This is a genomic window from Planctopirus hydrillae, assembly GCF_001707835.1.
Taxonomy (GTDB): domain Bacteria; phylum Planctomycetota; class Planctomycetia; order Planctomycetales; family Planctomycetaceae; genus Planctopirus; species Planctopirus hydrillae.
In genome coordinates, this window is record NZ_LYDR01000158.1 from 164,480 (window position 1) to 181,105 (window position 16,626).

At 52.2% G+C, this 16,626-nt stretch carries 10 protein-coding genes; 5 read left to right on the forward strand and 5 right to left on the reverse strand.

The genetic code is table 11. From position 1 onward, the window contains the following. Window positions 1–105: 105 nt before the first annotated feature. Window positions 106–1,065 carry a LysM peptidoglycan-binding domain-containing protein gene (locus tag A6X21_RS24470; protein WP_131818502.1) on the reverse strand — a complete coding sequence of 320 codons (960 nt, stop codon included), beginning with the start codon at window positions 1,063–1,065 and terminating at the stop codon, window positions 106–108. Between the two features lie 232 nt (window positions 1,066–1,297). Continuing rightward, window positions 1,298–3,187, reverse strand: coding sequence for a 1,4-alpha-glucan branching protein GlgB (glgB, locus tag A6X21_RS22450; protein ID WP_068853089.1), 1,890 nt, complete (start codon window positions 3,185–3,187; stop codon window positions 1,298–1,300). Window positions 3,188–3,800: 613 nt separating this feature from the next. Between glgB and A6X21_RS22455 the strand changes: the two genes are divergently transcribed. Continuing rightward, a complete protein-coding gene (locus A6X21_RS22455) occupies window positions 3,801–4,964 on the forward strand; it encodes a hypothetical protein (protein ID WP_068853092.1) in 1,164 nt (387 codons plus the stop codon). On the opposite strand, the gene A6X21_RS22460 is transcribed toward A6X21_RS22455, so the two are convergent. Next, the gene (locus A6X21_RS22460) at window positions 4,961–7,765 is read right to left on the reverse strand and encodes an ExeA family protein (protein ID WP_068853095.1); all 2,805 of its coding nucleotides are present in this window, start codon (window positions 7,763–7,765) and stop codon (window positions 4,961–4,963) included. The genes A6X21_RS22455 and A6X21_RS22460 overlap by 4 nt on opposite strands. A gap of 569 nt (window positions 7,766–8,334) precedes the next feature. On the opposite strand from A6X21_RS22460, the gene A6X21_RS22465 reads away from it, so the two are divergent. From A6X21_RS22465 to A6X21_RS22480, 4 genes are all read left to right on the forward strand, one after another. Beyond that, window positions 8,335–9,405, forward strand: coding sequence for a PhoH family protein (locus tag A6X21_RS22465; protein ID WP_068853098.1), 1,071 nt, complete (start codon window positions 8,335–8,337; stop codon window positions 9,403–9,405). 136 nt (window positions 9,406–9,541) lie between these two features. After that, window positions 9,542–11,848 carry an HD family phosphohydrolase gene (locus tag A6X21_RS22470; protein WP_068853101.1) on the forward strand — a complete coding sequence of 769 codons (2,307 nt, stop codon included), beginning with the start codon at window positions 9,542–9,544 and terminating at the stop codon, window positions 11,846–11,848. Window positions 11,849–11,922: 74 nt separating this feature from the next. Beyond that, window positions 11,923–12,414, forward strand: a complete 492-nt coding sequence (gene ybeY, locus A6X21_RS22475) for an rRNA maturation RNase YbeY (protein ID WP_083233843.1) — start codon at window positions 11,923–11,925, stop codon at window positions 12,412–12,414. A gap of 117 nt (window positions 12,415–12,531) precedes the next feature. Beyond that, complete coding sequence (locus A6X21_RS22480) at window positions 12,532–13,881, forward strand: hemolysin family protein (RefSeq protein ID WP_240490375.1); 1,350 nt, start codon at window positions 12,532–12,534, stop codon at window positions 13,879–13,881. Window positions 13,882–13,937: 56 nt separating this feature from the next. On the opposite strand, the gene A6X21_RS22485 is transcribed toward A6X21_RS22480, so the two are convergent. Beyond that, complete coding sequence (locus A6X21_RS22485; protein WP_165603906.1) at window positions 13,938–15,512, reverse strand: permease; 1,575 nt, start codon at window positions 15,510–15,512, stop codon at window positions 13,938–13,940. An 80-nt stretch (window positions 15,513–15,592) separates the two neighbouring features. Further along, window positions 15,593–16,624: an AAA family ATPase gene (locus A6X21_RS22490; RefSeq protein WP_205847511.1), complete on the reverse strand. Its 1,032-nt coding sequence runs from the start codon at window positions 16,622–16,624 to the stop codon at window positions 15,593–15,595. Window positions 16,625–16,626: the final 2 nt, after the last annotated feature.

The window sequence follows — 16,626 nt, forward strand, 5'->3', positions numbered from 1 at the left end:
GGATCGCAACCACAAAGTGATGTCGTTGTTGGGCTCAGTCACACTCTTCGCGTTGCGGCACTGAAGAATGTGAGGGAATCGAATGCCAAAAGCCAACTGACATTCTTAACGCAACACGCTGGCTTCGGGTGGTTGCTGACTCAGGCGGCGGGGTGCCGCTTCGGGTAACTCCGTGGTTGGCCCCCAGGTGGCAGCGTTGGCAGGACGCGGCTTGAAGGGCACAAACAATCGTTTCTCTCCATTGGCGGGCGCTGGGGATGCAGCATCGTCCTTCGTCTGTCGAGGAGTTTCCGCAATGTTTCTCGAGTTCCTCGTGACAGGGATTCTGAGTGTCATTCCGGTTCGCACGCCATGAGCATCCCGCAACTGGTCTCGATTGGCATCAAAGATTTCCAGATAACGACTTTCACGTCCCAGATATTTTTGTGAGAGCGACGATAAAGTTTCACCCTTTTTGACGACATGGGTCACCATCGTGATGGCCTCGGAATCTGGTCGGCCGGCATCTCCCGGGCCATAGCCACTTGATCGCTGATAACGATCGATTCCTGAATGATTTGAAATCGACGAATCGCCAGTAGCCTCAGTCATTCCCCGCTGGTCCTGGCGTTCGCTTCGAAAGCCTTGATTTCTATCAGTTGCTGGTGAACTACCGGCCTGTTTTGGTGTAACGGACTGCACTTCCAGCACATCATCAGGCCAGGGAATTACCGGCAACTCCTGAGTCGTTTCATCAGACGCACGGTTCATCGCCTGCTGAGGATTATCGGTCGGCGCTACTGGTGCCTCGATCTTGCCAGACGCAGATCCTTCCCACGGATCATTTAACGGGGGAATGATGAGGGTATCATTGACGGGACGGGCCACAGTCCGGTCTGAAGAGCGGCTGGCATCCCCCAGGTAAGGCCTGAAGCTTTTCTCAGCGATCACAGCATCCAGTTCAACAACGTCGGAGATCACTGGGACTCCGTCCATTGTTGAGCGTTCGTTACGAAAGAAAAATGCCGCCACTGCTCCGATCAGCAGGACGCCCAGGGCGAGACCGATTTTCTGGTCACGATGCACGATCGTCTCCAATATTCTTGAGGGAATATCAGAAACTTGCCCTCAAAACTGCGGTAAGCAGGTTCCGAGTGCCTTGGATTCGGCAAGAAGTGCAAGTCCGGCGAAACATGAATCGATTGTACGGACGAATCCGAAAGATCTATTCAGCGAAACTCTTCCGTCCTGGTAAAGCTTGAGCAGGGACGTTGCCACACTTCCCTGCCACGGCAAGTGAATCGCATTTGGCAGCGATTTAATCTTTTGCCTCTTTTCCTGCCGTGGCTTCGAGTACAGCGGCGGGCCGTGTGATCGGTTTCAGCACAATCATGCCTAATGGAGGTAAGGTCACCTGAATAAACTGGCCATGCCCATGAAGTTGTCCGATTTCGCTGTAGACGCCCCCCGAGTTCCCGACATTCGAACCCCCGTAGATACTGGAGTCTGTGTTGAGAACTTCCTTATAAAAACCAGCTAACGGGACACCGACTTTGTAGTTGTGTCGGGGAATCGGTGTGAGATTCATCATGATGACCAGCAGGTTCTCGGGATGACTGCCGTATCGCACCCAGGAATAAACGCTGTTCTGATAATCATCAGCGCTGATCCACGAGAAGCCCTCGGCATCACAATCGCCATAATGCAAAGCCGATTCGGATCGATAGAGCTGATTCAAATCCGCAATCAGTTTCTGGATGCCGTGATGAAACTGGAATTTGGTCAGTTCCCAATCCAGTTGAGCATCGTGATTCCATTCGGTCCACTGGGCGATTTCACCACCCATAAAGAGCAGTTTCTTGCCTGGTGTGGTGAACTGATAGCCATACAGAACTCTTAAATTGGCAAACTGCTGCCAATGATCTCCGGGCATCTGGCTGATTAACGAGCGTTTGCCGTGCACCACTTCATCATGGGAAAGTGGCAGCATGAAGTTCTCAGTAAAGGCATACACCATCCGGAATGAGAGTTCGTTCTGGTGGTGCCGGCGATAGATGGGATCTCTGCGGAAATACCGCAAAGTGTCGTTCATCCAGCCCATATCCCATTTGAAGCCAAAACCTAATCCGCCCGTGTAAACCGGACGGGAAACACCACCCCAGGAGGTCGACTCTTCGGCCACCATCAGCACGCCAGGAAAATCCTGGTGGATCACAACGTTCAAATCTTTCAAAAACTGAATGGCTTCCAGATTTTCGCGCCCGCCGAACATGTTCGGCATCCATTCCCCGGCTTTACGCGAGTAATCGAGATACAGCATGGAGGCCACGGCGTCGACCCGCAGGCCATCCACGTGATAGACATCCATCCAGAATCTGGCACTGGAGAGCAGAAAATCAGCCACTTCCGTGCGACCATAATTGAAAATCAGGGTGCCCCAGTCGGGATGAAATCCTTTGCGAGGGTCAGCGTGTTCATAAAGTGCTGTCCCATCGAAATTTCCGAGCGAGTGTGCATCGGTCGGAAAATGAGCGGGGACCCAGTCCATGAGTACACCAATGCCGTGTTCATGACAGTAGTCGACGAAGAACATGAAGTCGTGAGGTGATCCAAATCGACTGGTCGGAGCAAAATAACCTGTGGTCTGATAGCCCCATGATCCATCAAAAGGATGCTCCGTCACGGGCAGCAACTGCACATGGGTAAAACCCAGTGGCTTAACGTATTCGACGAGTTGCACGGCCAGTTCACGATAATTGAAGTATCGTCTACCATCCGTTGGCCTCCGCCACGATCCCAGATGGACCTCGTAAACCGAGATGGGCTGCTCGTAGATATTCTTCATTTCCCGCTGACGAATCCACTTCTCGTCATTCCAACGAAAGCCCGAAAGATCGGAAACGACAGAAGCAGTCCGTGGTGGTAACTCGGCTGCAAAGGCATAAGGGTCAGACTTTTCGAGTCTCAAGCCGGAGGCCGTCTTCAGGCTGTATTTGTAGATATCTCCGGGCTTGATCCCGGGAATAAAGCCCCGCCAGACGCCATCGTCACTGGATTGCAACCAGTTCTGCCCATGACTCCAGAAATTCAGATCAGCGATCACGCTAACTTCGCGGGCATTCGGTGCCCACACAGCAAAATGAGTCCCTGAAACCCCATCACGAATTTCCGGATGAGCGCCCAAATGCTTGTAATTCTGTGCGTACATGAGGTTCCGTCAGTTATAAGTCGGCCACGTTAGAGGCGGCTTGTTCACTCTCCATCAGGCAGCAGCGTATTCAACGATCAGCTCGTTGTGCCACCATGAATCAAGTTCACAGGCCATGAAATCATCTCATCAAAAAACCGCATACTTCGATGACGCAAGGTCTTATGTCAAGAATGCTGGAACTTTGAGGCACCTGTCTAGTTTGCATGAGCACCTAGCCTAGGGGAATCAGCAGTTTGGGAAAAGGAAGTTTTAGGGGGGAATCGGTCAGTTTCACCTCAACTTTTTTTGCCCAGTCTACCTGACCATTCCATGACCTGAACGATTCTTTCGATTCTTTCAGTCAGGAGAGTCTTCCTGTGGTGGAAAAGTTACCCGGTGCTTTCCTCAGGATTTCTGTCATTTTTCCTAAAGCGAGGAGAAACAGGCCGCCTGTTGCAAATGCCCAGTCATATTTGATCTGACATTGCGCCGGGAAATCGACGATTCGGAAACACTCCACCTGAATATTGATGAATCCTCTCTTCGGACACTTACTCCCAGCGAATGACTATTGCCCTCGACGTGAGGATCAGCTCTTCAATTTTGCCTGCTCATTTGAGATCTGGTGTTTATGGCGACTGCCCCAGCACATCAACGAACGCGACACGTGGTGCTGATTTTCGGCCCATTCGCGATCATTGGGTGCTGCTTCTGGCTGACCAGACCTCACGCTCTCTCTCCTGAGACATCGGCATGGCAAAACCATCCGTCGACTGTGGCAGCATCGCCAGTTTCATCCGGGTGGTGGCAACCCGTATCCAGTTTGTTCAACAGGGATCACAAGGCCGAAAAACTCGATAACGACGCCCCGCCCCAGGAAGAAATCACCAAAAACGTACAGGAAGCTGCTAATCAACTCCGCATGGAATTAGGAACCGACTTTCAGATCCTCGCTCGAGCCCCCTTTGTCCTGGCGAGCGATAGTTCCATGGAAGATTTGCAGTGGATCTATGCGAATGTCCTGCTCCCGAGCCAACACGCCCTGTCCATCAGCTATTTTGACTCACCAGTTAACAAACCCATCAAAATCATTCTTGTGAAATCGGCGGCACGGTGGAATTCACTCCGTCCTCGCTGGCCAGGATTCAGACCTGTTGAATACGCAGGTTTTTATTCGCGAGATGATCACTGCATTGCCATCAATCTGGAAACCGGGATTGGTTCATTAGCTCATGAACTGACACATGCACTGATTCACAGTGATTTTGAAAACTGTCCTGAGTGGTTTGATGAAGGCCTTGCTTCATTGCACGAGGAATGCGAATTCAACGAGACAGGCACAGCACTCAAAGGTCTGCCCAACTGGAGATATCAACATTTCCGCGAAGCACTCGATCGATCACAGGCTCCTGCGCTGAAAGTATTGATCAGCCAGCCGTTTGCCACGTCGAATGCTCCAGCCATCGAGTATGCCCATTCGAGGCTGTTCTGCATTTACCTGCAGCAACAGGGAGTACTGGAATCGTTCTATCGGAGATTACGCCAGTCGAATGCCGCGAAAGATTCGGCCCTCATTCTCTGTCAATTGACGAAAACTGTTGATCTCGACCAGTTGAATTCTCAGTTTATCGATTGGGCCAGGACTCAAACGCAAGCATCTCAAACTGCTCTTCAAGAGCATCACGAAACTCTTTCAAAAACAGATGATGCTGTCTCTGATTCCACAAATAGCCCTCGGGTGCAGACAAAGCCATTTGCGGAACCAGCATCGAGTTTGAATCTGGAACTCGACTAGCGACGTTGCCCGGTGGCTCGGCGTCTCAAAATACTGAAGAGGTTTCTGTATCTCGTTGCCAATGTCGGCTGAAGCTCGGGGGTATCGATCGACTCCCCTGCTTCCTGCTCAGGATGGCCGTCGATTTTCGAGAAGATTCTCTCGGCATCCTGCAGAGGATGAAATGCCTGATGCTGAATTTCATTCATCCCGTTCATGATCTCGTCACCAGCATCACGTACAGGATCATACTCATCGCGTGACAACGGATCTTCGCTCAGCAAAGATTCATCAGGTGCATTTTGCCAGTCTTCGGATTCGGTTTCTGCCCCACGCAAATCGGCTTCCCAAGGCTCCAGAGCCTCTTGCGGAATCTGATCCTGCTGGGGGACCTGGCTGTTGCCCGAGTTTGATCCTTGTGAGAGAACGTTCAGAGCTGCCCGTGTTCCTTCGGCCAGATCCATCGCCTCGGCAGCCAGCGCCCGCTCGCGAATCTCATCAAGATCACCAGCCACATACTTTGCCAGTCGTGCAGCCTGTCGGTCGGCAGGCGACATTTCCGAACGATGCTCTGTCGTCGAGCTGATCTCGGCATACTTCCGATCCAACTCCTGAGCCTGTTCCGCAACGAGTTCGGAGTGGCGGCCTTCCGCGACATCGATCCAGGGCAGAATCTGATCAATGGCAGTGGCAATTCCAGACGGTTCAGAATCAATCATGCGATCAGCAGATGTTACTTCGACTGGCCCTGCCGGCTCAGAGGCAGCGGTGTCGACGTCCTGCTCTGCTTCGGGAAGCGGAATCACTGGAATCACATCGTTGGTCATGGCAACTTCAAGCGGTCGCTCCTGATTCTCGATGGCCTCAATCAGCTTTGTAGGATCTGCAAAGGGGACAAAGTCTTGTGGAATTTGTGACACACCCCAGGAAGGGTGAACAAACAGACTGGATGGAACTTCGGTCTCGATGAATTCTGCCTCGAGAAGATCGGCCCCCTTCAGATCTGCTGTCGCATTCGATGATGAAGTCGATTTCAAATGATCTTCCGCGACGTACAAGGCGGGATCTTCATCATGCGAAAAATCAATGGCATCAATGTCTTCGTGATTCGAACTGAGGCTGGTCGAATCAGAACCGGTCAAATTCTGTGGTGACTCGGGGGTATCAGTATCAACCTGATCCAACAGCTTCCACTGACTGGAAAATGGCGTGTGCGGCCCTTTGATCTGATCCTGATCCGTGGCCAGACGCCACTTGGCCAACATCCTTTCAAGACGCAGTTCGAGTGCTTCCTGTTCCGAAACTGGAGCCGCCGAGTCATGAGACGCAGCGTGACTCTCTTCGTGATGGCTGGCAAATGCTGGTACATCATCACTCACAGCGGGCACTTCGGATCTCGCCTGAGGATTCTCGAAACGACTTTCAATTGCATGGCTGGAGATATCTTCCAAGCCAAAGTCATCCATGGCGATGTCGTCAAACGTGGCTTGCCCAACGGAAGTCTCTTGTCGCTCCACACCCTGGGCGGCAAAGTGCTGCCCCTTGAGTTCAGGTTCAGAACTCATGGCTGACCAGTCATCAAACTTCCCTGGTAAGCCGGTTGTGGATGACTGTGCCAGTCGCGAAGTTTCCTCTGCGAACTCTTCTTCAATAGCCGAAAAATCATCCTGATCAGGCACTGCTGCCGGATGATTTTCTGTTTCCACTCCAGCACCAATCTCAATCGAAGAGAGTTCGAGTTGATCCCAGTCGTCAACAGCCTGAATCTCGGAAATTGTCCCTGTTTCATCGGTTCGCACAGGATTGATTGCAGAGCTGTCAATGGCCCGATGGTTGACAGACTCAGCGTCTTCTTCGACGACAGTCGGGGAAGTCGCTGCACCGGTTGCAGCCATACCAATTGCAGCCTTGTCGATGATCGAGTCGGTGGCTTCCTGCAGACTGGCCGGCTCATCAGCCAGACCCGACTGAGAAAGCTCAGTACTGCGCACCATTTTCAATTGCCATGGCAACGCCAGATGCTTGAGGTCGTTCAGCGCGTTTTCGACGATTGAGACTGAAACTGGCTTTTCTCCCAGAGCAAAGGCCAAAAGCAGGGCATGATCAGCCAACAGGCACAGACAACGTGGCGATCCACCACTCACTTCGGCGATCAAGGAGAGGGCCTCTGGCGTGAAACATTCTTCGAGCCGACCACCTGCCCATGTCAGGCGATAATCCAGAAACTCATGCGATTCAGCACGATTCAACGTTTCCAATGCGGAATGTGTCGTGACTCTCTGTGCCAATGATTGAAGTTCAGGCGTCGCTAACCGCTCTTCGAGTTCCAACTGACCGGCCAGCAGTAACCTCACGACCGATTGCCCATGAAAATGGAGATCACTGAAGGCACGCAATTCCTCAATGATCTTGTCTTCCAGCAGATGAGCTTCATCACAGATGAGAAAGAACTGATGCCCCTGCTCGACCATTTGATTCAGGAAACGTTCAAACTCCTGACGCAACTCCTGCTCGCTCAATCGACTGAAAGGGAGTTCCAACTCACCCAGAATGGTTTGCAGCAGCGAGCGGCGCGTCGCAAAACGAGGATGCCTTAAAAAAACGACCGGGTGATCATTTCCCAACTCACGGGCAAATCGCTCGCATAGCAACGTTTTTCCAACACCTGCCGCACCACTGAGTATGGCCACCCCGGCTCTTTCGCGCAGCCCCAGCAGGATCGCATCATGAGCATGCTGCACCAGCTCAGTCGGAAACCAGCAATTCGGATCTGGAGTCCCGACAAAAGGTCGGCGAGCCAGATGGAAAAACGCTTCATACATGTTCAAACATCCCTGTCGTTTCGTAGACCGGCCATCCTGGCCTGGTTTCCGCCCACGACCGCACGCGGCGGCACCAACCCGCGTATCAGTAAAATCGAGTTATTCGGGTAATGCACTTGATAGCAATTGCATCAAGAAAAGCGTCAGGATCATGGCTGATTGATAAGTTTTCGGCAGTCATGTCTCTGTTCGGAACGTTCTTCAATCGAAATATGGGTTCAAAGAAAAATTTTTGAACCCGGCGTGCCTCCATGTGTCCATTGGCAGCAGAAGTTGCCGACGGACATCAATCCCTGGACACACAAGCGACTGGCGATGAATGAACTGCCAATCAGGCAAAACGTGGAATGATCGAGCACACTGGGGGGGATTTCTCATCAGGCTGGCCAATTGGTTTCAAAATGGCCATTCTCAATACGTTGGCAATAATTGATGAGACTTATCCCAGGAAATTGGAATTGCGACCGTAGTCGCTCCTGCGGGTTGTGTACCATTGGAAATGGCTACTCGACTTTTAAAGCAGACTGAAAGCAGTTCGACGAGAAGGACGTTATTGAAGCGGAATCAGGATGACAGATCGCAAAATCGCATTTCAGAATCACGAGCATCTCAAGCTCCTCTTTGGCCCGAATGATCGCAATCTGCGTAAACTTCGTGAGAAACTGCGTATTGAAGTGGTCTTTCGCGGAGACGAAATCCGCTTGTCCGGGCCCTCCGAGCAGGTGGACTTAGGCAGCGACATTATTGGCGAACTCCGGGGTACCATCGAAAGGCGTGGCGTGCTTTCCGATGAAGAGTTTGAACGAGTCCTCAATCGGCGCAATGCCGAAGCGTTGCTCGGGGCGGAATCATCGATTGATGTCTTCCATAAAGCCAAAAAAGTCTTCCCCATGGGCCAGGGGCAGGCGGCTTACATCGAAGCGATCCGCCAGCATGATCTCGTCTTCTGCTCGGGCCCGGCCGGCTCAGGCAAAACCTATCTGGCTGTCGCTATGGCAGTAAACGCTCTGAGAAACGAGCAGGTTCGCAAGATCGTGCTTGTTCGACCGGCTGTTGAGGCGGGTGAAAAGCTCGGTTTTCTCCCCGGTGATATGCTGGAAAAGGTCAATCCGTACCTGCGACCACTTTTGGATGCTTTGGGAGACATTCTCGATTTTGACACGGTGCAGCGATATCTGGACCGCGATGTAATCGAAATCGCGCCGTTGGCATTCATGAGAGGCCGTACACTGAACAACACCTTCATCATTCTCGACGAAGCACAAAATACAACCACTGTGCAAATGAAGATGTTTTTGACCCGTATGGGCCAAAGATCAAAAATCGTGGTGACAGGTGATGCTACCCAGATTGATCTCCCGGATAACGTGACCAGCGGGCTTGCCGATGCTGTCCAGCGGCTGAGGAATGTCGAAGGAATCTCCGTCATCGAGCTTTCTGGAGGGGACATTGTCAGGCACCCACTGGTAAGGCGTATCGTTGCGGCTTACGATAATGGGAAGTCGAATGACTCCCGTCCTCGAACACAGTTCGATGGCAATCGTACGTCCAACCCTATTGCCGGTTCTGCCTTAACTGGAACCCAGACTGCAAATCACAGTCCCCCGGATCCCAAAGACAGCACCGCTGTGCAGGAGTGAAACCCCGATCAACTTCCGCTCGCTCTCTGAATGAATTTCAAACCTGATAGGGGTTGAAATCTCATGCCGACAGAAAGCGAGCGGAAATCAGAGGCGACACTTTTCCTGAAGGTGCCGCTTCCGGGGAATAACATCTATGCCACTGTTTTCGCCTCGCAAGACACGCATCGGTCGAGCTGCCAATCTGGGCAGTTCCAGTTCATTACTGAATCGTTTTTCGCAACAGATGGGCCAGGCTGACATCCTGCTGCGTCTGTTGCTGGTCATGATTTCTCTCGTACTGATGGTGGTGTGTGTCGAGGGCTGGACGGCCCCCTTTCCCTACCGGCAAGGGCAATACAGCCGGGATGGAATTGTCGCACGCATTGATTTCGGTCGTCTCAATGACGAAAAGACCGAAATGGCCCGGCAACGCAACGAAGCAGAAACTCCACCGGTCTACCTGGCCCACACAGCAGCCTGGCGCACTCTGATCGATGAATTAAGAGAATCACTCTTCGCGATTCTCAATGCCAAACAGCCGGCAGACGTCCCCGCGGATGTTCTCATATCTTTTGGTTTATCCATCGATATGAATGGTGATATGGGTGATACTTCCAAAGCCTGGGAGACTCTCAAATCAACTCTCGGCTCCACAGAAACAGGTGAGCAGCGCATCGAGCAGATGATTGGTGAGTTCACCAAATTTATTGAGCCTTTGCGTCAGACAGGGATTCTGGATCCATCCGAGTTGGCACTTCACGATCTGCGAGAAGATGCCGTCATCCATATCATTCCGGATGAAAATCCAGCCGACGAGCAGGATATTGCCATCACTCAGGTTCTGCTGAAAGAAGTGCTCAAAAGCACGGGCAAACTGGGACGTAGCTGGAAATCTTTTGATCTGCTGCAACCACTGCAGCCTTTGCTCGAACGCTGGCTGGTCAATCGAGCTCCCAGCACGCTGGAATTTGATGAAGCACGCTCGCGGCAAGCCCTTAACGAAGCCCGACTGCAGACCGAGATAATTGTCGATAAGTACAAGCGGGGAACACTGCTGGTTGCCCCGGGGACGAATATCAGTCTCGAAACATTAAATATTCTGAAGGCTCAGTTCGATGAGATCGCTGCAGGCATTCCCTGGTACGAAGGCCTGTTAAGGGCTGTCGTCGTCTTTCTGCTGCTCTCAGTTCTCGCTGCCGTTAATGGTTATTACATTGTTCGTTCTGAACCAAGACTGGTAAAAAGCACTGCCCGCCTGACCGTTTATTTGGGCAGCTTGCTCCTGGCCATCGCCCTGGCCCGCTGGATGTCTTTCGATCCCTGGCGAGCGGAACTGATTCCCCTGCTCTGCGTTGTCATGGTGCTGACAATTGCCTATCAGCAGGTCATTGCGGCTTTAACGGGACTCAGCCTCGCCTTGATCCTGGTGCTTTCAAATGGTTTTGACACAGGAGAATTTGTCGCGATTCTTGGTGCGATCTGTGTGGCGATTGTCAGTATTGGGCAGGTCTCTTCCAGATCCAAACTCATCAAAGTCGGGATTGCTACCGCCGGAACTTACTTTTTGCTGACGATGACGATGGGCGTCATTGTCAGTCAGCGTCCCGACAGGCTGTGGGTCGACCACGAACTCTTCTGGCATGCGTTGCGAGGTGCGGGATGGTGTATTGCCGCAGGTTATCTTGTGGCTGGCAGCCTGCCATTTATTGAATCGACCTTCGGCGTCGTGACAGACATCAGTCTGCTGGAATTGAGCGATGTTTCGCACCCCTTGCTCCAGGAACTGGTTCGCCGGGCTCCTGGCACATACAACCACTCAATTGGTGTGGCGACACTCGCCGAAACAGCCGCCGATGCGATTGGTGCCAATGGTCTGTTATGTCGGGTGGGGGCTTACTTTCATGATATTGGGAAGATGCTCAAACCCCAGTATTTCGTAGAAAACATGACAGCCGGTGAGTTGAATCGGCACGAAAATCTTGCTCCCGCCATGAGTACTCTGATTATCATCGGTCACGTCAAAGATGGAGCCGACCTGGGACGCCAGCACCATTTGCCAGACTCGCTGATTGATTTTATTGAACAGCATCATGGCACAACACTTGTGGAGTATTTCTTTCACAAGGCTTCCCGATATGCAGGGCAACAGTCTGCCGAGGTGAGAACCGAGGTTGAAGAATCATCCTTCCGGTATCCTGGGCCAAAGCCTCAATCGAAAGAAACTGGAATTATGATGCTGGCCGACGCTGTCGAAGGCGCCAGCCGAACTCTCAGCGAACCGACTCCCAAACGCATTGAAACGCTGGTGCACGAAATCCTGCTCAAGCGGTTGCTCGACGGCCAGTTCGATGAAAGCGGTCTGACGTTGACCGAGCTGGCGATTGTGGAAGACTCTCTGGTGAAGTCGCTCATTTCGATTTACCACGGCCGCATCAAATACCCTGACCAGAAAACGGCCTAGCCCATCAACTTCTCTTCGATGAGCCAGATGAACATGACCCGGATGAATTTTCTTTTGGACAAGACTTTGCGCAAATGATTGATATTGAAATCACGGATCATCAATCAATCGCCACGATCGACCCGAAGCCTATCCAGATACTACTAAAACATGTTTTCGAAACCGAAGGTTTTCCAGAGGCAGAAATCAGTATTGCCCTTGTTAATAACGAGCAGATCCACAAGGTCAATCGCGATTTTCTGAATCATGACTACCCCACGGATGTCATCAGCTTCGTACTGAATGGAAATGAGGATTCTGTCTCGCATGATCACGAGCATGCGGACTCGAATCTCCGTGAACCTCTGATTGGCGAAGTCATCGTCAGTGTGGAAACAGCAGCGGGTATGGCTGCCGAGAACAATTGGTGCATCGCTTCGGAAGTCTTGTTATACTGCCTGCACGGGTCGTTACATCTTTGTGGGTATGACGATCTTGTCGAAATTGAGCGAAACAGGATGCGTGAACGCGAGCGGTTTTATCTGTTGCCATTAGGTCTCGATCCTCAGGTTGATCCATCAGAATGATCCCACGACTTGATTGACTGGCATGACGGTTTTGTTGAACCCGTGCCTGCCTCAGCAACCCAAGAATTGAATGAAAACGTTAGGAGAGATTTTGCTGCCAGGGAATGATCGAACTTTGTGTTATCCAAGGAGCCTGGTCGCGCTGCCATGATGATTGTCCTGATTGCAATCGGCGGGTTTCTGCTGGTGGCGTGCTGGAGCGCCTTGGGCTGCTACGCACTGAGAGATTTTTCTTACAGCCGTCTCGAAGAAATTTGCAACCAGAGGGGACGTTCCCAGAGGTTCAGCGAAATTCTCAGGCAGCAAGAATCAGCCCTCTTGGGGCTTGAGTTGCTCTTATCATTATCAACCCTATGTGTGGCGGCTTCCGTTGGCCTAGGAATCGGCTGGCCGCGTGCACAGGAAGCTGCATTAACCCAGAGTTTCCCATGGGATTTTGTAGCTGAGTACGTCTTCCTGGTTCTGGCGGTACTACTCGTCGCGGACATTCTTCCCTGGTGCATCGCACGGGTTGCCAGTGAGCCATTTCTGGACCGCTGGTGGCCAGTCATCAACAGTGTGCAATATCTATTGTGGCCATTACTTTCTTTGGCCAAGTGGCTCGATCGCATGGCCCATCGTCTCGTAGGACGTGGTGAACCCGAAGAAGACGACGCCTCTGTCTTAAGTGATGAAATACGGACTGTCGTCGATGAAGGGCAGCGCGAAGGTTACCTCGAACAGGGGGCTCGCGTGATGATCCACCGGGTGATGGAGCTGCAGGACGAAGATGTGGGCGGAATCATGACCCCGCGCACTGATATGTTCTCGATCCCCCTGGGTGCCTCGTTGGAAGAAGCTCGCCAGAAGCTGATCTCATCGGGTCATTCCCGCGTTCCCGTCGTTGCCGACAGCCCGGATGAGATTGTGGGCTTGCTCTATTCTAAAGATCTTCTCAAAGCTCTCGACCCTGCCTGCGCACGCGATTCACTCCCGAGACTGAGCGAAATTCTCCGCGAACCTAAGTACATCCCCGAAACGACTGGCATCGCTGCTCTCCTCGAAATGATGCAGAGAGAGCACTTTCAAATGGCAATCGTTCTCGATGAATACGGCGGTGTCGCTGGTCTCGTGACGATGGAAGACATTCTGGAGGAGATTGTCGGTGAAATCGCCGACGAATATGACACTCTCGAAGGTGAGTCGCCTGTCAAAAAGATTGCTCCAAACATCGTCGAAATCGATGCTCGAATGCATATCGACGATTTGAACGAGCAGTTTCTTTATGGGCTTCCCGAAGATGGCGAATTCGACACCATCGGTGGCTTTGTCTTTTCTCAACTGGGCCGTATGCCGTCGACGGGTGAGATCTTCGACTGGAACAATCTCAAGATGACGATTATTGAAGCGGATAAGCGAAAAATTCTGCGATTGAGAATCGAGCAACCCAGCGAAGTCACCACAGAATCTTCGACTTCTGATTCCTGATCGAGGTGCAGTCTGACCAGTTCTTCACAGACCTGGTCAGAACTTGCAAAGGATGACTAGAGAGCAGTCTTCGTATCCTGATTCAGAAAGATTCGGCGGCACTCGCTATTCATGCTGAAGAGATCTCGGGAAAGCTCTTTCGCTTCCTCTGCCGCATTCTTCCGAATAGCCTCCTGGACTTCTTTCAACCTGAGGCCGAGTTTGCGGACAGCCTCTTCCCTCGCCTCTGTCGTGAACCTTCCCCTGAGCATTTCACTGGTTTTCAGTTTGCTCAATTGCTGATTCCAGGCGGATAATCGAGTCTCGGCAATCCCCCATTGCCCCTGATTGATCGCTGTCAAAGCTTCAGCACGAATTGCACCAATCTCATCGAACACCTCTTCAGCGGGTGGATAGTAAATATAGACCACCAGCAGAAGGCCAGCCGTGGCGGCAGCAAGACCTAAGCCTTTTAAAATTCCGGGTGAAAGTGGGCGATTGAAGCTGTTGTTTCGAGTCTTTTCCGCCGCTTCTTCTTTGGCTTGCAAGACGGCTTCTGGCAAGAACAAGCCAATCCTCCGCCATCTCAAAACACCACCGACGACAACCCCAATCAGCACGAGACTCAGGGCCCAGGCATTGGCCTCACTCGAAAAGGTCGTGGCACTGGCCCAGATCTGCATGACAGGTGGAATCGTCGAGAAAGTCCCAAAAGGCTGTGAGAGATTATCCAGAGCATGTGTTTCATCGTCGTCTGTCGGAATTCGCGGCAAGGTCTCGTTGGCAGCAAAGCCCATGGCCAGAGTTAAGGTGAAGATCATTCCCAGAACGACCAGCATTTTCTTCAAACCCAGGACGCGGCTGAAGATGATCAGATTGGAGGCTGTCAGCCCGACACCTGCTGTCTGGAGCATCAGCGCTGCCGCAAGTGACCAGTGCACCTTCTCCATCGCCGCCATCTGCATGATCCCCGTTGCGGGTGAGACGAATTGCGTCGTCACAGCGGCCATCATCAGCAAAGGTGCCCACAGATTTGTATGCACCATTTCGTGACCCAGGCTGTCAGCCGGAATGACTGCCGCCGTCGCGCCTGAGATCACCATTCCCAGTATGACCCACGCGAGTGCCGGCCCAGCCAGCATGCGGAGAGTCATGATCATCAGGTTGAGCATGCGAACGAGGCCATAAACATGGACGTGCCGCTCATCTTCCGGATTGGCAAGAGCGGAAGAATCCGGCTCGCTCTCAGTTGAAAATCTTTCAATCAGTAGGCCGGCACTGATCGAAATCAGTAAGGCGCAGCCAACAACGGTCAAGAACATGGGAATGGTGAGCACCGTCAACCCATAACAGACAGTGATCGGATTCAGCAGTGGGGCCGAGACTCCAAAGGCGACAATGCGCCCCATGTTCACCCGGGCAGATCGCATTTCAAACAAGAGGGGGATCACACCGAGCGAGCAGACTGGCACCAGAGATCCGTAGACAGTCGCCTTGACCACCCCCTGCCAGCCTGAACCCGAAAATGCTGCGTGCAATCGAGAGCGTCCCACGACGACATGCAGAAATGCAGCACAAAAACAGCCAGCCAGCAAAGTGGGGGCGGCATCGACAGCGGCTTGTAATGTACGAATCAGAAATGTCACCAGCACGATCATAAGTCACTCACGACGAAAAAGTATCAAGGCTCTCAACGACTCAACAGCTTCTGGTTGCAATCGCAGATTCACAATCAAGGGACTGGTACCGATGAAATCAGTTCTGTAATCATTTTTTCAGTCGAGTCTTCATCAATCACCAGACGCACAGCCAGTACCGGATAAGCGACCTCCTGAAGATCGCTGGGCGTGACAAAATCCCGGCCTTGCAACCACGCCCAGGCTTGCCCCAGTCGTTGCCAGATGAGCAGCGCACGAGGACTCAGCCCTAAAGCAATTCGGGGATGACTACGAGAGGCACGGGCGACCTGAACCAGATAATTCTGCACGTTCGGCTGCACATGAATCGCCGCCGTCAACTGCTGCAAATGGAGCAATTCGGCAGGGGTCAGGCAGCTTTCATCAGCAGTGGTTCTGACGGACTTACCCTGCTCTGGACTCGACTTGACTGCCGCTGCCAGCATGCGAGCTTCATCATCTTCCTGGGGATAACCAATCGAAAGCTTCATGGCGAAGCGATCAAGCTGAGCCTCAGGCAAGGGGTAAGTCCCATGCTGTTCATGCGGGTTCTGCGTCGCAATGACAAAAAAAGTGGCGGGTAACTGATAAGTCAATCCGTCAATCGTCACCTGTTTTTCCGCCATGGCCTCCAGCAGCGCACTTTGAGTTCGTGGAGTGGCTCGATTGATTTCGTCGGCCAGCAACACTTCGGTGAATACAGGGCCTTTCTGAAATTCGAACTCCTGCGTTTTCTGGTTGTAGATATTGAAACCCGTCAGATCACTGGGAAGCAGATCGGGAGTACACTGAACCCTGCGAAATCGGCTGCCGATGGATTGAGAAAGGGCAATGGCCAGCGTTGTTTTCCCTAGACCTGGCTTATCTTCCAGAAGCACATGCCCCTGTGCGAGCAATGAAGCCAGCACATACTCCACAACAGCCGGTTTTCCCAACAACGCGGAATTCAACCGGCTTCTTAACTGATTGATCTTCTGACGGAAGTTCGCCAGATCATTCTCTCCGGCGGGATTCATGCGATGAGCAGGATCGTGTTCACTCGCAGAACGACTCCATCGCGATGAATTGTCGATGACGGCGTTATTCACTG

Excerpts from the sequence above, each read along its gene's own strand:
- ybeY (WP_083233843.1), top strand. The coding sequence starts at position 11,923 with ATGATTGATATTGAAATCACGGATCATCAATCAATCGCCACGATCGAC.
- glgB (WP_068853089.1), bottom strand. The coding sequence starts at position 3,187 with ATGTACGCACAGAATTACAAGCATTTGGGCGCTCATCCGGAAATTCGT.
- A6X21_RS22460 (WP_068853095.1), bottom strand. The coding sequence starts at position 7,765 with ATGTATGAAGCGTTTTTCCATCTGGCTCGCCGACCTTTTGTCGGGACT.
- A6X21_RS22455 (WP_068853092.1), top strand. The coding sequence starts at position 3,801 with ATGGCGACTGCCCCAGCACATCAACGAACGCGACACGTGGTGCTGATT.
- A6X21_RS22470 (WP_068853101.1), top strand. The coding sequence starts at position 9,542 with ATGCCACTGTTTTCGCCTCGCAAGACACGCATCGGTCGAGCTGCCAAT.
- A6X21_RS22465 (WP_068853098.1), top strand. The coding sequence starts at position 8,335 with ATGACAGATCGCAAAATCGCATTTCAGAATCACGAGCATCTCAAGCTC.